This window comes from Mesorhizobium sp. RCAM 05104 (assembly GCF_059683645.1).
In genome coordinates this window covers 3,871,701-3,889,214 of the sequence record NZ_CM185033.1, presented here as the reverse complement: position 1 = coordinate 3,889,214, position 17,514 = coordinate 3,871,701, and the positions used below count along the sequence as shown (strand labels likewise).

15 protein-coding genes, 1 tRNA gene and 1 pseudogene are annotated in these 17,514 nt (G+C 63.7%); 6 read left to right on the top strand and 11 right to left on the bottom strand.

Annotation, left to right across the window (positions count from 1 at the left end; all coding sequences use genetic code 11):
* Positions 1–102 precede the first annotated feature (102 nt).
* The 4 genes from AC56QP_RS18990 to AC56QP_RS18975 form a co-directional block, all read right to left on the bottom strand.
* A complete protein-coding gene (locus AC56QP_RS18990; protein WP_489858555.1) occupies positions 103–345 on the bottom strand; it encodes a Trm112 family protein in 243 nt (80 codons plus the stop codon).
* Positions 346–422: 77 nt separating this feature from the next.
* A complete protein-coding gene (locus AC56QP_RS18985; RefSeq protein ID WP_489858556.1) occupies positions 423–1,094 on the bottom strand; it encodes an LON peptidase substrate-binding domain-containing protein in 672 nt (223 codons plus the stop codon).
* Positions 1,095–1,189: 95 nt separating this feature from the next.
* Complete coding sequence (gene trxA / locus AC56QP_RS18980) at positions 1,190–2,194, bottom strand: thioredoxin (RefSeq protein WP_489858557.1); 1,005 nt, start codon at positions 2,192–2,194, stop codon at positions 1,190–1,192.
* An 84-nt stretch (positions 2,195–2,278) separates the two neighbouring features.
* Entirely contained in the window at positions 2,279–2,776 is a 498-nt protein-coding gene (locus AC56QP_RS18975) for a prolyl-tRNA synthetase associated domain-containing protein (protein ID WP_489858558.1), read from the bottom strand.
* 219 nt (positions 2,777–2,995) lie between these two features.
* Here AC56QP_RS18975 and AC56QP_RS18970 point away from each other — a divergent pair.
* Both AC56QP_RS18970 and AC56QP_RS18965 read left to right on the top strand, forming a co-directional pair.
* Positions 2,996–3,070, top strand: a tRNA-Gly gene (locus AC56QP_RS18970).
* A 1,088-nt stretch (positions 3,071–4,158) separates the two neighbouring features.
* Positions 4,159–4,251: pseudogene (locus AC56QP_RS18965) on the top strand (SOS response-associated peptidase); the annotation flags it as partial.
* Positions 4,252–4,882: 631 nt separating this feature from the next.
* On the opposite strand, the gene AC56QP_RS18960 reads toward AC56QP_RS18965, so the two are convergent.
* Positions 4,883–5,644: a class I SAM-dependent methyltransferase gene (locus AC56QP_RS18960; RefSeq protein WP_489858559.1), complete on the bottom strand. Its 762-nt coding sequence runs from the start codon at positions 5,642–5,644 to the stop codon at positions 4,883–4,885.
* A gap of 162 nt (positions 5,645–5,806) precedes the next feature.
* On the opposite strand from AC56QP_RS18960, the gene AC56QP_RS18955 reads away from it, so the two are divergent.
* Positions 5,807–7,051 carry a M24 family metallopeptidase gene (locus tag AC56QP_RS18955; RefSeq protein ID WP_489858560.1) on the top strand — a complete coding sequence of 415 codons (1,245 nt, stop codon included), beginning with the start codon at positions 5,807–5,809 and terminating at the stop codon, positions 7,049–7,051.
* Positions 7,052–7,363: 312 nt separating this feature from the next.
* On the opposite strand, the gene AC56QP_RS18950 is transcribed toward AC56QP_RS18955, so the two are convergent.
* The 6 genes from AC56QP_RS18950 to AC56QP_RS18925 form a co-directional block, all read right to left on the bottom strand.
* The gene (locus AC56QP_RS18950; protein WP_497104084.1) at positions 7,364–8,512 is read right to left on the bottom strand and encodes an amidase; all 1,149 of its coding nucleotides are present in this window, start codon (positions 8,510–8,512) and stop codon (positions 7,364–7,366) included.
* Complete coding sequence (locus AC56QP_RS18945; protein ID WP_489858561.1) at positions 8,509–8,805, bottom strand: hypothetical protein; 297 nt, start codon at positions 8,803–8,805, stop codon at positions 8,509–8,511. The genes AC56QP_RS18950 and AC56QP_RS18945 overlap by 4 nt, the downstream gene beginning before the upstream one ends.
* 174 nt (positions 8,806–8,979) lie before the next feature.
* Positions 8,980–10,071 (bottom strand): Gfo/Idh/MocA family protein, encoded by a 1,092-nt coding sequence (locus tag AC56QP_RS18940; RefSeq protein ID WP_489858562.1) that lies wholly within the window; start codon positions 10,069–10,071, stop codon positions 8,980–8,982.
* A gap of 319 nt (positions 10,072–10,390) precedes the next feature.
* A complete protein-coding gene (locus AC56QP_RS18935) occupies positions 10,391–11,557 on the bottom strand; it encodes an ABC transporter substrate-binding protein (RefSeq protein WP_489858563.1) in 1,167 nt (388 codons plus the stop codon).
* Between the two features lie 109 nt (positions 11,558–11,666).
* Positions 11,667–12,515 carry an ABC transporter permease gene (locus tag AC56QP_RS18930; RefSeq protein WP_489858564.1) on the bottom strand — a complete coding sequence of 283 codons (849 nt, stop codon included), beginning with the start codon at positions 12,513–12,515 and terminating at the stop codon, positions 11,667–11,669.
* The gene (locus AC56QP_RS18925; protein WP_489858565.1) at positions 12,512–13,339 is read right to left on the bottom strand and encodes an ABC transporter ATP-binding protein; all 828 of its coding nucleotides are present in this window, start codon (positions 13,337–13,339) and stop codon (positions 12,512–12,514) included. The genes AC56QP_RS18930 and AC56QP_RS18925 overlap by 4 nt, the downstream gene beginning before the upstream one ends.
* Positions 13,340–13,696: 357 nt before the next feature.
* On the opposite strand from AC56QP_RS18925, the gene AC56QP_RS18920 reads away from it, so the two are divergent.
* From AC56QP_RS18920 to AC56QP_RS18910, 3 genes are all read left to right on the top strand, one after another.
* The gene (locus AC56QP_RS18920) at positions 13,697–14,641 is read left to right on the top strand and encodes a MurR/RpiR family transcriptional regulator (protein ID WP_489858566.1); all 945 of its coding nucleotides are present in this window, start codon (positions 13,697–13,699) and stop codon (positions 14,639–14,641) included.
* Between the two features lie 198 nt (positions 14,642–14,839).
* Positions 14,840–16,660: a flavin-containing monooxygenase gene (locus tag AC56QP_RS18915; RefSeq protein WP_489858567.1), complete on the top strand. Its 1,821-nt coding sequence runs from the start codon at positions 14,840–14,842 to the stop codon at positions 16,658–16,660.
* A gap of 442 nt (positions 16,661–17,102) precedes the next feature.
* A complete protein-coding gene (locus AC56QP_RS18910; protein WP_489858568.1) occupies positions 17,103–17,510 on the top strand; it encodes a CatB-related O-acetyltransferase in 408 nt (135 codons plus the stop codon).
* The last annotated feature ends 4 nt before the right edge of the window (positions 17,511–17,514 follow it).

The window sequence follows — 17,514 nt, the reverse complement described above, 5'->3', positions numbered from 1 at the left end:
TTCGTGTGTCACATGCGTCACGGCATGGATCCCAGGGTCTCCGCGACGCCGCTGCGCGGCTGCTCCGCCCTGGGATGACGAAGTGAAGGATGGCTCTGCCAATTACGAAGGCCCACTCAAACGCGGCGGGGACAGCACGTCCTCCACTGACAACGTCCGCGCCTCCGAGGGCAGCATGATCGGGATGCCGTCGCGCACCGGATAGGCGAGCTTGGCGATCCTCGATATCAGCTCGCCGCGCTCCGGATCCCAGGTCAACGGACCCTTGGTCAGGGGGCACGCCAGCAGCTCCAGCAGCTTGGGGTCGACATTGACCCTCTTCCCGTCCCGTCCGTCCGCCGCCATCGTGTCTTCTTCTCAGTCAATTCAGGCCTAGGATGTAGAAAATTCCCGTTTGCAGGCCGGCTGAATATCGGCGCATCTTACTGCAGGCTCGAGCCGAAATCCTCATTCTCGCGCGCCAGCGCCATTTCGGTGATGGCGATCAGCGTCTCGGCCCGCGTCTTCAGATCCGCCGCTTCGAGCAACGCCTGTTTCTCGGCCGGCCCGTAGGGCGCCATCATCGACAGCGCGTTGACCAGCATGGCGTTTTCGGCCCGGCTGACACTTTCCCAGTCGGCTTCCAGGTCATTGGCCTGCAGATAGGCGCGAAATGCCCGGAGCAACGAAGGCCGGTCGATCTCGCTGGCCGCCTGGTCTTCATGGAGATCGGCGAGAAAGGGAGCCGGCTTGCACTGGCGAAACGGTGTCTTGACCGTCAATTCATGGGCGATGCGGAACCGGCACACGCCCTGCAGCGAAATCAGGTAGCGGCCGTCACCGGTCTCGGAAAAGGCGATGATGCGGCCGGCGCAGCCGACATTGCAGAGTTCCGGCTCGCCATCGGCGCGCATTGCGCCATCGAGGCTGGGCTGGATGATGCCGATGAGGCGCGACCCGGCAATCGCTTCGTCCACCATCTGCAGATAGCGCGGCTCGAAGATGTTGAGCGGCATGCGGCCGCCCGGCAAGAGCAGCGCTCCGGCAAGCGGAAAGATCGGAATCGTCGACGGCAAATCCGTATCCAGCCGGTAGTGCGCGTTTCCCGCTTGCACCTATTCCTCCGATCGCTTCATCGAGAAGCGCCAATTCCCGTCTTATCTGGCGCGGTCATCGCCGACCGCAAGCCCATGCGGCAAACAACCGCCGCTCAGGAGAACAGCAGCGACGACAGCTTGCGCCGCGCCGCCAGCGTCGCCTCGTCGGTCATGCCCCATGCCTCGAACAGCTGCAGCAACTGCGTCTTGGCGCCATCGTCGTTCCACGTCCGGTCGGCCTTGATGATGGCCAGCAGGTTGTCGGCCGCCGCCGTGCGTTCACCCCTGGCGTTCTGGATCATGGCGAGATCGAAGCGCGCCTGGTGATCCGCAGGGTTTTCGGCCAAGCGGCGCTCGAACTCGGCCGGATTGCCAAGCGCTGCCGCCTGCGCCGCCAGCGCGATCCTGGCGCGCAGGGCCGCCAGCGGCGGCGCGTCCTTCTTGGCCTCCGGCGCTGTTGCCAAAAGCGCCTCGGCACCTTCGGTGTCACCGGCCTCGAACAACAAGTCGCCCAGCCCGGCGATCGCCTCGATCGTCTCCGGCGCCTGAGCCAGGATGGCGTCGTAGATATCGGCGGCCGTCTGCATGTCGCCGGCGTCACGCGCCTCGGTTGCCGCTGCCAGGGCTTCGGCCACCGGCGGCGCGCCATTGCCCTTGCCGCCCACCTTGGTGATGAATTCGGCGATCTGGCTCTCGGGAATGGCGCCCATGAAGCCGTCGACCGGCTGGCCGTCCTTGAAGGCGATGACCGCCGGGATCGACTGGATGCCGAGCTGGCCGGCGATCGACGGGTGGTCGTCTATGTTCATCTTGACCAGCTTGACCTTGCCGCCGGCGGCCCTGACGGCCTTCTCCAGCTGCGGGGTCAGCTGCTTGCAAGGTCCGCACCAGGGCGCCCAGAAATCGACCAGCACCGGCTGGCGGCGCGACTCCTGGATGACATCGGCGGCAAAAGCGGCGGTCGTCGTGTCCTTGATGACATCGCCGGCGGGGGCGGCGGGCGCGCCGCCAAGCGCGACTTTTGCCGGCGCGGGCGCTGTTCCACCATACTGCACGGTGGTGGCGTACTGGCCGCCATTGCCGCCAAAGGGGCCGCCAAACGGTTTGTTGTCGCTCATCTCTTTACCCTTCCATGGCACGGCCGGCCGGCGGCCCTGCGCCACATCCCTTGAAGCATCGATTTCAAGCCATCCATGTGGCGATCACGCGGAGACTTTCAAGATAGCAGCATCGTGCCCGGTTGCCTCGACGAATTTGATCAGGTCCGCCGACGCGATCGATGTCGTCGCCTCATTGGTCAGCGGATGCGCGTTGATCACCGCGTGCTCCATCAGCGCCCTGTCGAGAACGACCTTCACCCTGCCCGCCGTGTCGTTGATCAGGCCAAAGACCGTGACGGCGCCCGGCACGACGCCGAGCAGCTCCATCAGCATCTCCGGCCTGCCGAAGGAGACACGGCCGGCGGCGCCGATCTCGTGGTGGATCTGCTTGAGGTCGACGGCCGCGTCCTCGCCAACGGTGACCAGGAAAAAATTGTCCTTCTTGTCCTTCAGGAACAGGTTTTTGGTGTGCCCACCGGCGATTTCACCGCGCAGCGCCTGCGAATCGGCAACCGTGAATAGCGGTGGATGGCGGCGCGTCGAGGCGGCAATCCCGAGATCGGCGAGAAAGCTCATCAATTCGGCTTCGGTCTTCGGCATCGATTTTCTTCTTCGTCCCGTTTCCTGCCATGCCGTTTACGGCCAATGCTGCGGCCGACACAAGACCGTCATGCGACATGATGGCCGACACACCGCCACATAGTGCCGGCAGCCTGCCGGCGTCGCCCGCCGCGTTGCAAAAAAGCCTGATATTTCCCTGTTGCAATCGCCGCGCTCTTCAGCCATATAGGCCCGGCTTGCGGCCAAGACGCCGTGCGAGCGGGTGTAGCTCAGGGGTAGAGCACAACCTTGCCAAGGTTGGGGTCGAGCGTTCGAATCGCTTCACCCGCTCCAATTTCCTTCAGGGGAATCAAGCATTTACGAAGAAAGGCCGGACATCGATCCGGCCTTTTCGCTTTTCAGGCAGCACTTGCGCCTTTATCCCGCCGCCGCAGGCGGACCCGACAGAAGCACGCGATTGTTTCGGCTTGAAGTCCTGAAGCGGGCTTAGCTGGCCAAGGCGTGCCCGATGCGAATGCCGAGGGGAACATTCTTTTCGTCGCGAAGTTCTGAATTTGCCTTGGTTTAACTCCCCGTGGCCAAGGCTCGGAAGTTGCCTCTACAGCTTCCACAGCCCGTCTCGGTGTGGGGGCAAAACTACCCGAGACGGGCTGGCTAACCGCAACACCGGCTTCTGACTGCTTGGCTGCGGCGGACGCATCGGTCATTGCCGCCTATTGGGCCGACATCTGGCGCGCGCTGCGAAGTGGGTGAACATTCGAGCGGAGGGCCAAGTGGCCGAGGTCCCACCCGCCGGATGCGGACTTCATATTCGCCCGGTTGGTTAGATGCTCTGCGTCTTCTCGCGGAAGGCCAATGAGCACTCTGCCGGACAAACTTGCCGGCATCTCGGAAAGCAGATCATAGACCAGCCAATTGTCGGCCGGATCTTGCAACGCAACGAACCTCATGTGGGCCTCCATTGCTGGCGAGGCCCAATTTAGATGGGATCCAGTTCGTGCCGCCCTCTCCATTTGGATAGTGATCGTTCGGCCATTGGGTCGAACTCCTGCGGTCATAGCTTCCGGGCTCGGCCGCGAAGCTGATTGCCGCAAAGGCGTCCGCTCCGTGCGGGCCGGGCGCATTTTCGACTGCCCACCCTCCAGATCCTCACAGGGAGGGATGGGCAAGCCCATGGGGCCTGGGTGGCGCCGAAGCTGGCGCGCCACTCACTCGTAGGCGAAATGGCCGGTGCGGTTGGGGGTCTCTGGGCTGCGCACCACACCGGCCACCGCGGGAAGGGTTTATGTCCCCCGCCTGCTTAAACTACGGTCTATTAGCCACCGCGCAACTAAGCCTATCGGCGACACCGAGCCGTAGGGAATGGCTCCCTGGACATGTTGCAGCGTTACGCTTGGGTGCGCTCGGCTATGGCGAACGCCTGGCTGACCGATCCCGACCCGGAACACCTGATGAAGCCGTTTCCAGAAGAGCTGATGACCATGTGGAAGATCGGCCGCGACGTTGGCAAACCGGCCCGATCTGCTCGACGAGGTGAAGGACGACCTGTTCGACCTGTAGGGCGGAGATCTATTGCCGCAATTCAACGCTCGATCACATCGGATAACGTTGCGTTCCACCCCCATTTCAACGCCGGGGTGGCCTCTATATGTCGTCGCGGGTCGAGAACCGCCGGCGATGATCTGCACCGCGACACGACGTGACCAGACGGCCCATTTCGCGACCTGATGCTCCAGGCGGATACTATCCAACACACCGCCCAACACACCGCGTTGACTTCAGGAGCCCGATCGGCCCTGGGACAGATCGATGAGCTGGATCAGCAACTGCAGAATGCCACCGGCCAAGGAACTTACATGGACGACGGTGCCGACGGCGGCTACTACCCGCACGGCTGACGAATATACGCTCCGCCGGCGTAAGTGGTAACGATCAAGCCTTCCGCAGCCTCACGCCGGCCCCGATGGGGCCCGCGCTTTCTGCCAGAGCACGAAACCGAAGAATCGCGGATGAAAATGGCCGGCGTCAGTTGGGCGGGGGTGGGCTTAGGGTGACGCCGGCCAAGCGGACATTACATCCGCCGCAATCGCAATATGCGTCAGCCGGCCGGGGTGCGGTTATGGCGTGATCGCGTAGTGCGGTTGCTCAGCGTTTGATCCGGATGCCGATCCCCATGACTCTGTCGGAATTGGAGTGGAACAGAAATTCATGGAAATCAGCCCGTCCCAATTCCTCGATCTTCAGCTCCCTCCAGAATTTCGGGATCGTATCGTCTCCACAAAATCGATCGTTGATATCGTGAAACATACAGAGGCGCGCCTGCCGACCGACATTTTGGTAGTCGCGGGCAACCCATTCGTAGGAGTGATCTCCATCGATAAGAACGAGGTCGAATATCTCATCGGCGAACGCGTCCGACGTCTTGCCGGCAAGAAACGCGACGGGTGTCTTGAAGACGATGCGCGCGGAAGCCGGAAGGGTGGACGCAATATCGATGGTCGTCGCCTTCAGGCCGGGATTGAGCCTCGACAGACATGCCGTCATGAAGGAAAAGGTGAATCCGTCGCAAGTTCCCACTTCAAGAAAGCTGACGATCGGTTGGCTGGCCAACAGCACCATGGCTTCCGCCAGTTGCCTCGGAATCTGCCACAAGCCGGGCGCGTGGAAATTCATGTCCCTGACATCCTCGCCATACAGCCCGCGCCGGTCGTAGCGCAGGCCAATCTGGCGGATTTTCGCCTCGAGAAACGTGCTGCGTGAAAGCTCCTCCCTTTTCGCATTTTCAATTTCTCGAATCACCCGTTCCAGCTTGCTGGTCGCCAAGCGCGAAGTGAGTGCATAAATCGGCTTTTTGATAAGTTGCTTGAGTGAGGGCATTTGCAGATCGCGATCCTTGGAGCCTCGCATGCATAACACGCTCCATGACCTGGCAAAGACCAGGAGCCTTTCCTTCTCCGTTCCGGCCCTGTGAAATCACTGCGCGCGGGCAGTTACCGCTTGCCGGTATTTGCCACTTGATCGTCGATCCCTGGAATGCTCCGTTGCCGCTTCGGACATCCGGAGAGATCCATGACGGGCTTTGTTGACCGCCAGCGCGCGACGCATTTGATGGAACGCGCCAACATCGATGCGCTGGTGCTGTGCGCGCCCGAGGCATTCCATTACGCGACCGGCGTGTCGATCGGCCCGGCGGGCCTGTTCCGGCGGGCCGGCGCCGGCTTCGTCGTTGTCCCGGCCCGGCAAGACCTGCCGATCGGTGTCGTGGCGGCGGATTTCAACGCGGCGCAGCTGCAGCAGGCCCTGCCGGACGCTGTGGTGCGCGGCCACCCGATCTGGATCGAATCCGCGACTCTCGACACCTCGACATCCGGACTAAAGCTGGCGCAACGCATCGAGGCCGGTCTGGCCTCGTCCGGCCGAGCGCCGGACTTTTCCCGGCCGGCGACGTTCGAGCTCGCCAATTCCGTCCACCAGCTGAAGCAGATACTGGCCGGCTTCGGGCTCGAGCGCGCCACGATCGGGGTCGATCTCGATTTCATTGCCGCCGCCGATTTCTCAGCCATGCAGGCGATGCTGCCGGCCTGCGCGATGGTCGACGGCTCGCCGGTCCTCGACAGGTTGCGGGCGGTCAAGTCGCAAGGCGAGATTGACCTCCTGCAGCAAGGCATCATCCTGTCGGAAGCCGGGCTGGAGCGGCTGCTGGTGGATGCCATGGCCGGCATGCGCCAGGCCGATCTCATTGCCCTCTACCGCGAAGGCGTCGCCACCACCGCGGCCGGACTGGTTCATCCGGTCGCAACGGCCGAATATGTGACGCTCGGCGCCCGGGCCAAGGGTGCCGAAGCCAAGGCAATGCCCGGCGATCCGCTGAAGTGCGACATGGTCTGCACCGTCGGCGGCTACGCTTCCGACATGTCGCGCAACTTCACCTTCGGGCCGCCATCCGCCGAGCAGGCCGAACTGCATGCGATCGCCGAACAGGCCTTCGAGGACGGGCTCGCCGCGCTCGTCCCCGGAACCGCGCTCGCCCACGTACATCGCGTGGCGACCGAGAGCCTGGCACGGCAAGGCCTGCGCTCGTATCGCCGCGGTCATTTCGGCCACGGCGTCGGCCAGTCGGTATTTTCCGAGCAATGGCCGTTCATCTCGGCCGACAGCGAGGTCGTGGTCGAGGCCGGCATGGTGCTGGCCTTCGAGATCCCGCTCTACATCGACGGCCTCGCCAGCTTCAACCTCGAGGACCAGTTCCTGATCACTGGTGATGGGCCCGTTGCCATGAACCGCCTGCCGAGGCGGCTGGAAACGATCGGATAGCGAGGGGCTTCAAATCTGCACCCTGAAGATCAGTCGAGGCCCCTTCACCTTCGTCATCCACGGGCGGAGCAGGAGCGAAGCTCCGTCGCGGAGACCCGAGGATCCATGCCGTGACCTTGGCCGAGGAGTGCAGCGGAGCAGAATTCTGGGCCGCTGAAACGCTTTGAAGTCGCGGCATGGATCCTGGGGTCTGCGCCGCGTCGCTACGCTCCTTGCTCCGCCCCAGGATGACGAAGCGATGGGCGATTCAGCCAATCTCGAAGTCATGCGATTGCCGTTGAATGATCAAACCTTGCCTTGCCTTGCCGAGCACTAAGCGCTGATCGGCGGTCGCCGATCTTTCCACGGCATCTCCTGCTCCAGCTGCGCCGAGGCGGCCAGCACCGTCGCCTCGTCGCCATAGCGGCCGATGAGCTGCACGCCGATCGGCACGCCGCCTTTCGACCAGCCGAGCGGCAGGGAGATCGCCGGCTGCCCGGAAATGTTGAACGGGAAGGCGAACACCGCGTCCGTCCATTTGGCGTTGTAGCGGTCGATGTCGGTTTCCGACATGTCGTAGTAGCCGAACGGGCGCGGCAGCTGCGTCAGCGTCGGGGTGACGAAGAGATCGTAGGCCGCGAGATCGCCGACGATGTCGCGGCCGACCTGCCTGAGCTGCTCGACATCGGAGATGTGGCGGATGCCGCTGGTCGCGCGGCCGCGCTCGATGATCGCCCAGGTCACTGGCTCGACATCGCCTAGCGTCACCGGCCGTCCAACCACCGTTTCAAGATAGTCGAACGTCGCCGCCGTCTGTACGCAAGTCATGTTGGTGTAGGTCTTCCACACCGCATTGGCGTCGAGCCGCATGTCGTGTTCCTCGACATGGTGTCCCAGCCGCTCGAGTGCCGCCACGGTTGCCAGCACCGCCGCCTTCACGTCCCCGTCGATGGACGTGCCATTGGGCGGCGTGACGCAAAAGCCGATGCGCAGCGCCCTCGGCGCCCGCGCCGACAGGCTGAGCCAGCTGCCATCGGGAACCGGCGGCGTATAGGGGTCGCCCGGCAACGCGCCGGCCACCGCATCGAGATAGGCCGCGGTGTCGCGCACCGTGCGCGAGCAGCACAGGAAATAGGCGCCGCCATACCAATAGTCGCCGAAGGGCGCGAGGCTGACGCGGCCACGCGACGGCTTCAGCCCGACGATGCCGCAGCAGGAGGCCGGAATGCGGATCGAGCCGGCGCCATCGCTGGCCTCGGCGATCGGCACCATGCGCGCGGCGATGGCCGCGGCGGCACCGCCGCTCGAACCGCCGGGCGTGATGCCCTCCTTCCACGGATTCTTCGTCGGGCCGTAGAGTTTCGGTTCCGTCGTGATCGACCAGCCATTCTCCGGCGCGTTCGACTTGCCGACCAGCACCAGCCCCGCCACCTTCATGCGGCGGACAACTTCGGTGTCGAAGTCGGCGACGACGTCTTTCAGGTAGAAGCAGGAATTGGTGTTGGGCGCACCGGTCCAGGACGAGGCCAGCTCCTTGAGCAGGACGGCACGCCGGCGAAGGGTGCTGATTTGTCGACCGTCCCGGCCTGGGCGCGCGCCATGTCATAGAGGCGGTGGATGACTGCGTTGAGCGCGGGGTTGAGCCGCTCGACCAGAGTGATCGCCGCCTCGACCAATTCGGCCGGTGAGACCGCGCCGCTGTGCACCAGTCCCGCCAGATCCAGTGCGTCGGACTCGGCATAGGTTTTCAACAGACTGTCGGTGACAGCGGCCATGTACTACTCCTTTGCATATCGGATCGATGGCTGAGAGACTCACCTCACCCAGCCTCCGCTTTGCTCGGCTGACCTCTCCCCGAGGGGAGAGGAGACTGTCGGGCGCTGGCGCTTCCCTCTTCTCCCCCACGGGGAGAAGGTGGCCGCGAAGCGGCCGGATGAGGGGGCGTCGCCTCAGGCCAGCTCGACGGTCCGCCCCAGCGCGATGCTCTGTTCGGCGGCCAGCACGATGCGCAGGCTGTTGACCGCCGCATCCATCTGCTCGGTCAGGTCGAGATCCTCGCGGATGGCGCGCAGGAAGAACGCCTGCTCGCGGTCGCAGAGTTCCTGATGGCCGGGCTCGTCCTCCATGCTGACGATCTCGTCGGGCTTCGAGAAATTCTTGTCGCCGTCGACCTGCGCGTAGTGGATCTTGAGCGCGTCGGTCTTGGTGTGGCGGTCGATGTCCGCGGAGTTCGAGACCTCGGCGAGCTCGGTCGCGCTGCTCGCCTGCTGGCCGGCGACGATCGACACCGCGCCCTTGGGGCCGACCACGTCCTTCACGAAATAGGCCGTCTCGCTCATCATCGGGCCCCAGCCGGCCTCGTACCAGCCGACCGAGCCGTCATCGAAGGTGACGTGCAGATGGCCGTAATTCTGCTTGTCGGCTTCCGCCCACAATTTGGCGCCGATGCCGTGCACACGCACCGGCTTGGCGCCGGTCAGCTGGCACATGACATCGACATAGTGCACGCCGCAATCGACGATCGGGATCAGCGAATCGATCAGGTTCTTGTGCCAGTGCCAGGCGCTGCCGCTGCTCTGCTGGTTGAGGTTGAGGCGCATCACCAGCGGCTTGCCGAGCGTCTTGCCGACTTCGATGAACTTGATCCACGACGGATGAACGCGCAGGATGTAGCCGAGCACCAGCTTGCGGTTCTTGGCGCGCGCCGCCGCAACGACCTTCTCGGCATCCTCGATGTTTGTCGCCAGCGGCTTTTCCATGAACACGTGGCAATTGGCTGATATCGCCTTCAGCGCGTATTCGGCATGGGTGTTCGGCCAGCTGTTGATCGACACGGCGTCCGGCTTGGTCTCTTTCAGCGCCAGGTCGAAATCCTCGTAGAGCGGATAGGAGGCCAACTCCGCCGGGATATTCGTATTGCTCTTGATCGAGCGGCTCATGATGCCGACGATCTCAAAACCCTCGGAGCGGTGATAGGCACTGGCGTGCGACGCACCCATATTGCCGAGACCAACCACCAGCACTTTTACCTTGTCGGCCATTTCAGCCTCCCAAATTCTTGATTGAACCTTGGGCGGCAAAAGCTCTTGCCGCCCGAATCTTTGGCTGGGACAATCACCTCAGGTCGGCGCCGCCCCTCATTGCCCTGCCGGGCATTTCTCCCCGTATAGTGACGGGGAGAAAGACGCCGGCATCGACGATTTCGCCAACTGCCAACGTCGCAGAAGAGACGCTGAGGTTGCGGCCATCTCCCTTCTCCCCGTCACTATACGGGGAGAAGGTGCCGGCAGGCGGATGAGGGGCAGCGCCGACACCGACAATTCTCCATCGAGGAGACTGCCAATGCTCGTCCGCCCGTCCTTACTTGACCGCCGAATCGAACAGATGCGCCTTGATCTTGTCGACATCGAGCGCGGCAAAGCCTTCCGACAGCTTGACGCCTTCGGCATCGGCCTTGACCTTGGCCTTGTCGAAGTCGTTGGCCGGGCCGATCAGATCGTTGGTGCAGACGTCCTCGGCCTTCACCGGATTGGTGATCTGGCCGATCTTGTGGATTTCGTCGAAGAAGCCCTGCCAGCTCGCCATGTCGTGCGAGCCCCAGCCGCCACGCTTGTCCATGTCGCCGCGGAAGACGTTGATCTGCTGCAGGATCGAGGTGGTGCCAAGCTCGGGTCCGAGATTCTTGGCCAGCGTCGGGAACTGCTCGAACACCGCTTCGACGGCGGCGCGTGGATTCTGGTAGCCGAACTCGAGGCCCATCGCCCAGCCGCGCAGGTACTTCTCCAGGAACGCCTTGCGGTCGGGGTCCTCGAGATCGGCGGCGCGCACGACGAAGGTGTTGGCCGGCAGTTTCGAGTTCTGCACGCCGAGCCAGTATTCGAAGTCGAGGCCCTTGGCGATCCATTCGGCGCGCAGGCCCTCCCATGACAGAGCGGCGTCGCCCTGGCCGCCGGCCAGCGCTGTGCCCCAGGTCGGCCAGCCGGCCTCGACATATTTGACCTTCTTGATGTCGACGCCTTGCGCGGCCAGCAGCGGGTCGGTGATCGATTGCCAGGCGGCGGAACCGAGCAGGATGGTCTTGCCTTCGAGCGTCTTCAGATCCTTCGTTCCCTCGCCCTTGCGGAAGGCGAAGCTGAACGTGTCGCGCGCGCCCATGTGGAACACCGATTTCAGCTTCATGCCGTTCTGGATGGCGAAGGAGAACACGCCGGGTGACGGGAAGCCCATGTCGGCCTGGCCGACATCGACAAACTTCACCGTCGCCGTGCCGTCCGACGGTCCCGGCTGCATGTCGGTGTCCAGCCCGTCGAAATAGCCGGCCTTCTTGGCCGCCCAGTAGGGATAGTCGTCGAGCACTTCGAGCGTGCCGCGCGGCGATATCCAGGTGAACTTGCCATAGGGCTCGGCCCTGGCCTCGAGGCCCGTGGCGCCGAGCGCCGTGGCCGTCACCAGGCCGGCGCCGGTGACCTGCAGGAAGTAACGGCGGCTGATCCCCGCCCTGTGGCTGATCGCATTTTCTTTGGTCATGACATTCCCCTTCTTGTTGATTATCGGCCCTGTCGCCCGCCTCCCGGGCGCTGTCATTGCGTCTGCGTTAAGTCCTTGTCTTGTGCCTGCCGTTGTCTGGCGACATGCACTATGCCTCCCAGCTCGCCCATTTCTTGCCGATCAGGAAGAACAGCACGTAGATCAGGATGCCGAGCGTCGACAGGATCAGCACCACGGCGAAGAACTGCGGCATCTGGATCATCGACGAATAGGTGGTCAGCCGGTTGCCGAGGCCGAAGCCGCCACCGACCATCTCGGCGCCGACCGCGGTCAACAGGCCGAAGATCGCGCCGATCATCAGGCCGACCAGGATCATCGGCAGCGCCATCGGCGCGCGGATCTTCCAGAAGATCTGCAAGGTGCTGGCGCCATAGGAGCGCGCCAGCGCGATCTTGGCGCTGTCGACCCGGCGAAAGCCGGTGGCGGCGTTGATCATCACCATCGGCCCGGCGGCCAGCGCCACGGCGATGATGCGCGGCGTGTAGCCGAAGCCGAAGCGCAGGATCAGAAGCGGCACCAGCGCCAGCATCGGCGTGGTGACGAGCAAAAGGATGTAGGGCGCGACGATCTTCTCGGCGAACGGGAACTGGGTGATGACCGCCGCCAGCACCAGGCCGATGATGGCGCCGATGGTGAAGCCGGAAACCAGTTCGACCAGCGTGTAGCCGAGATGCGGCGCGATCAGCGGGAACTCGTCGAACAGCGCATAGGCGATCGAGCTTGGCGGCGGCATGATGTAGAGCGGCACATGGAACAGGCGCAGCGCCAGTTCGATGCCGCCGATGATGATGACCGCGACGGCGATGATGGCCGCCACCTCCTTGCCCGACTTGATGCCGGGGCCGCTGGCGAAAGCCGACAAATTGGTCAGGCTGACCTCGTGGCCATCGCCGGACTTGGCCTTCGAGAACTCCGGGATTGCGTCGCCCCCGCTCACGGCCTGATCCTCACGATTTCGGCGCTCGGGCGCTCCGACGGCTTCGGTCGCGTGCGTTCGCCGACGATGTCCATCTTGATCCGGTTGGTGAGGTCGAAGACTTCCTTCGTCGCCATGATCTCCAGCGAGCGCGGCCGTGGAAACGGCACGCGATATTCCTTGGCGACGCGTCCTGGCCGCGCGCTCAGCACCACCACGCGGTCGGAAAGGAAGATCGCTTCCTCGATGCTGTGGGTGATGAAGACGATGGTGGTCTTGGTGTCGAGCCAGATCTCCTCGACCAGCCGGTTCATCTCCTCGCGGGTGAAACTGTCGAGCGCGCCGAATGGCTCGTCCATCAACAGCACCGACGGCTTCAGCGCCAGCGCCCGCACGATCGCCGCGCGCTGCTGCATGCCGCCCGAAAGCTCGCGCGGAAACTTGCCGCCAAAGCCGTCGAGCCCGACGCGGTTGAGCAGATGCGCAATCCATGCCCGGTCCTGCTTCTCGCCCTTGATCTCGAAGGGGAAGCGGATGTTGGCGTCGAGATTGCGCCAGGGCAAAAGGTTCGCTTCCTGGAAGACGATGCCGATGTCCGGGCGTGGCCCGGTGATCTTGATACCATCGAGCCGGATCTCGCCGCTGGTCAGGCTGTGCAGGCCGGACATCGACCACAGCAGCGTCGTCTTGCCGCAACCGGAAGGACCGACGATCGAGACGATTTCATTGGCCCTGATATCGAGGCTGCAGCGGTCCAGCGCCAGCAGGTCGCCGGACGCCGTGTGATAGACCTTGGTCGCGGCCTGCACGCCAAGCTTCGGGGTTGGTGCATCGCCCAAGTTCATGCGCCCCTCGGAGATCGCGCGATGATCCAACAGGTTCATCCGACCGCGAAAACAGTCTGTAACTATCCTACTTTCCTGTCAAGCGAGGAGTCTGAGGCTTCGTTGCCGAAATACCAATACCACACTCATCATGCTGTTTTCATTGTATTTTCTTCATCTTGAAATGGATGTTGCTTTCCTACATACTCAATGCGGTCGGACGGATGAGCCGCGAGACCGTGCGGTTGTGAGAGACAAGCGGCGAAGGCGATATGCATTGGCGACACGCGGCAGTTGTGGCGTGCCCGAACGCATGGAACGACAGCGTGCAACCATGGTAAGAAGTCAGCTCCGCAACCCAGGGAAAGACTTGACTTCATGACCGAAGCTGACAGCCAGGAACGGCGGCTCTTGAGCGGCGATGTGGAGGGGCGCGAGCCTGTCCGGCGCATTCCCGACATCATCTCGCTGGTCAAGGATTCCTACAGCGAATTGCGCCCGGCCGAACGCCGCGTCGCCGATGTCGTGCTCGACGATGTCAAATACGCGGTCGACGCCTCCAATGCCGCGCTTGCCCAGCGCGCCGGGGTCAGCGAGCCAACGGTGACCCGGTTCTGCCGCGCCATCGGCTGCGAGGGCGTGCGCGACTTCAAGCTGAAGCTGGCGCAGAGCCTGGTCGTCGGCGCGCTCTACCTCAGCAAGCCACCCGCCACCAGCGGCGACAACGGCATGCCGTTCTGGAACGCCGTGTTCGGCGAAGCGCGCCGGGCACTGCAGGAGGCCGAACGCCAGCTCGACCCGGGACAGCTGCAGAAGGCGGCCGAGCTGATCGCCAAGGCACGCCAGGTCACCGTTTTCGGCCTCGGCGGCAGCTCCTCGGCGCTGGCGCAGGAAACCCAGTACCGGCTGTTTCGCTACGGCATCACCGTCAGCGCCCAGTGCGACCCCTATCTGATGCGGATGACCGCCTCGACCCTGAAGCCGGGCGACCTGGTGATCGCCATTTCGGCCACGGGGCGCACGCGCGAGGTGATCGAGGCGGTGGAGCTCGCCAAGCACTACCGCGCCAATGCGATCGGCGTGACGGCGCCCGATACCGAACTCGCGCGCGTCTGCGACGTCAGGCTGACGGTGGCGGTGCCCGAATATCCAGACACGCTGAAGCCGACGGCGTCGCGCTTTGCCTTCCTGGCCGCGATCGACCTTATGGCGGTGGCTTCCGCCTACAGGCTCGACGGCTCGGCCCGCGAGACCGTGCGCCGCATCAAGTACAACGCCCAGATCCACCGCACCGGCAAGGAGATGGAGCCGCTGGGGGATTGAGGCGCGTTTTTTCCTTCTCCCCTTGTGGGAGAAGGTGGATCGGCGCGCAGCGCCGAGACGGTTGAGGGGTGGGTGACGGAGTGCCGCCGGTGCCAAGCTGGAACACCCCTCATCCGACCTCACTTCGTGAGGCCACCTTCTCCCACACGGGGAGAAGGGAAGGCCAAGCCGCGCCAACGTGAGGAAGAGAGGGAAGACATGCTCGAAATAGCACCGACGAAACAAGCCGCCGCATGGCTCGACTCCCTGGCGCAGGCACTCGCGGCCGGAGACGCGACGGCGGCGGGCAACCTGTTCGTCGATGATTGCTACTGGCGTGACCTTCTGACCTTCACCTGGAACGTCACGACCATGGAAGGCCGCGAGGCGATCACCGACATGCTGCGGGCGACGCTGCCGACGACGAAACCGACCGCATGGAGGCTGACCGGCGAGGCGACCTCGGACGAGGGCACCATCGAAGCCTGGTTCAGCTTCGAAACCGTGGTGGCTACGGGCCAGGGCGCCATGCGGCTGCGCGACGGACGCTGCCAGACGCTGTTCACGGCGATGACCGAGCTCAAGGGGTTCGAGGAGCGCAAGGGCCCGACGCGCCCGCTCGGCGTGCGCCACAAGGCCAACCCCGAGCGCGAGACCTGGTCGGAAGCGCGGGCGCGCGAGACGCGCGAACTCGGCGCCGGCGAGCAACCCTATTGCCTGGTCATCGGCGGCGGCCAGGGCGGCATCATGCTCGGCGCGCGGCTGCGGCAACTCGGCGTGCCCACCATCATCATCGAGAAGAATGCGCGCCCGGGCGATTCCTGGCGCAACCGCTACCGCTCGCTCGTTCTGCATGATCCGGTCTGGTACGACCATCTGCCCTACATTCCGTTTCCGGAAAACTGGCCGGTGTTCACGCCCAAGGACAAGATGGGCGACTGGCTGGAAATGTACACGCGCGTCATGGAGCTCAACTACTGGGTCGCCACCAAATGCCTCAGCGCTTCCTATGACGAGACCGAGAAGGTCTGGACCGTGGTCGTCGACCGCGTCGGCCGGCACATCACGCTTAAGCCGAAGCACATCGTCTTTGCCACCGGCGCCTATGGCCCGCCGCGGCGGATCGACTTGGCGGGCGCCGAAACGTTCAAGGGCGAGTTGCTGCATTCCAGCCAGTATTCCAGCGGCGAGAAATTTCGCGGCAAACGCGTCGCGGTCATCGGCGCGGCAAGTTCGGGGCATGATGTCTGCGTCGACCTGTGGGAAAGCGGCGCGAAGGCGACCATGATCCAGCGCTCGCCGACCACGGTGGTCAAGTCGGACACGCTGATGGAAGTCGGCTTCGAGATCTTTTCCGAAAACGCGCTGGCGCGCGGCATCACCACCGAAAAGGCCGACATGATCGTCGCCTCGACGCCCTTCGCGCTGGTACCCAAGGGCCAGCGGGCGCTCTACGAGGTGATCAAGAAGCGCGACGCCGCCTTCTATGACCGCTTGCGCGCCGCCGGCTTCGCCATCGATTTCGGCGACGACGAGACCGGCCTCTTGATGAAGGCCTATCGCACCGGCTCGGGCTATTACATCGATGTCGGCGCTTCCGATCTGATCATCGACGGCGAGATCGGCGTCCGCAGCGGCGTCGCCATCAAGTCGCTGACGCCGACGGGGATTCTTTTCGAGGACGGCAGCGAACTGGCCGCCGACGCCATCATCGCCTGCACCGGCTATCAGTCGATGAACGAGACGGTGGCGCAAATCGTCTCGCGCGAGGTCGCCGACAAGGTCGGCCCGTGCTGGGGCCTCGGCTCGGGCGTGAAAGGCGACCCCGGCCCATGGCAGGGCGAGCTGCGCAACATGTGGAAGCCGACGGCGCAGGAAGCGCTGTGGTTCCACGGCGGCAACCTAGCGCTGTCGCGCTTCTATTCGAAATATGTGGCGCTGCAGATCAAGGCACGGATGGAAGGCATCGCAACGCCGGTCTACGGGAAGCCGAGCAATTCCAGCACCGAGACATCTCGCGCCTCGCCACGCCAGATTTGACGGCCCTGAAAGCCAAACCGAATAGCGGGGACGCCGGAAGCGGACCAGGCCCGGATTCCATGGGGTAGCGCGCGACGCGGTCGCTTTCTCGCCCAATCGCCTTCCATCGAATACAGGAGCCGGTTGTCGAAGTTTCCGAGCCCACCTTCTTTACCATTGTCAGTCGGTGGCATCAGCTTGGGCCAGACCTGAGATCGAAGTTGCTTGAGAACTATTGGGGTGCGATGAGTATCTGTTGCTTGCGTGGCAACGGGGGGAATCGAACCAGATGGGACTACTTAGAGGACTTCGCATAAAACTGGGGCTGAAAAAGAACCCTTTGCCGCCCCTGCCAGGCGTCGAGGTTGGTCGCCATACCTATGGCCTTACGAAGAGTTCGTTTTGGGGTCCGCGCAAAAGATCGCCAATACGCATAGGTTCGTTCTGCTCGATTGGCCCGGACGTGCTTTTTGTCGGCGCGGCCGAGCACCGCGTCGATACAGCAACCACTTATCCACTTCGAATCGTCGACGGAAAGATTCGCAATGGCGCCGAAGTCTCCAGCAAGGGGCCGATCACAGTCGGCCACGACGTATGGTTTGGTGCCCGCTGTATTGTCCTTGGCGGTGTCACCATCGGCAACGGCGCGGTCATCGGGGCCGGCAGCATCGTCACCAGGGACATCCCGCCCTACGCCGTCGCTGTCGGCAATCCGGCCCGTGTCATCCGCTACCGATTTGCGCCCGAGGTCATCGAGCGCCTGCAGGCCCTGCAGTGGTGGAACTGGAGCGACAATCTGATCCGCGAGCGCATCGAGCTTTTGACGACAACGGGTATCGAGCAGTTCCTGAGCGCGGTGGAGCCGGCGTAGCCAG

Excerpts from the sequence above, each read along its gene's own strand:
- AC56QP_RS18940 (WP_489858562.1), bottom strand. The coding sequence starts at position 10,071 with ATGGCCGACAAGGTAAAAGTGCTGGTGGTTGGTCTCGGCAATATGGGT.
- AC56QP_RS18935 (WP_489858563.1), bottom strand. The coding sequence starts at position 11,557 with ATGACCAAAGAAAATGCGATCAGCCACAGGGCGGGGATCAGCCGCCGT.
- AC56QP_RS18975 (WP_489858558.1), bottom strand. The coding sequence starts at position 2,776 with ATGCCGAAGACCGAAGCCGAATTGATGAGCTTTCTCGCCGATCTCGGG.
- AC56QP_RS18955 (WP_489858560.1), top strand. The coding sequence starts at position 5,807 with ATGACGGGCTTTGTTGACCGCCAGCGCGCGACGCATTTGATGGAACGC.
- AC56QP_RS18960 (WP_489858559.1), bottom strand. The coding sequence starts at position 5,644 with ATGCGAGGCTCCAAGGATCGCGATCTGCAAATGCCCTCACTCAAGCAA.
- AC56QP_RS18945 (WP_489858561.1), bottom strand. The coding sequence starts at position 8,805 with ATGGCCGCTGTCACCGACAGTCTGTTGAAAACCTATGCCGAGTCCGAC.
- AC56QP_RS18925 (WP_489858565.1), bottom strand. The coding sequence starts at position 13,339 with ATGAACTTGGGCGATGCACCAACCCCGAAGCTTGGCGTGCAGGCCGCG.
- AC56QP_RS18915 (WP_489858567.1), top strand. The coding sequence starts at position 14,840 with ATGCTCGAAATAGCACCGACGAAACAAGCCGCCGCATGGCTCGACTCC.
- AC56QP_RS18990 (WP_489858555.1), bottom strand. The coding sequence starts at position 345 with ATGGCGGCGGACGGACGGGACGGGAAGAGGGTCAATGTCGACCCCAAG.
- AC56QP_RS18920 (WP_489858566.1), top strand. The coding sequence starts at position 13,697 with ATGACCGAAGCTGACAGCCAGGAACGGCGGCTCTTGAGCGGCGATGTG.
- trxA (WP_489858557.1), bottom strand. The coding sequence starts at position 2,194 with ATGAGCGACAACAAACCGTTTGGCGGCCCCTTTGGCGGCAATGGCGGC.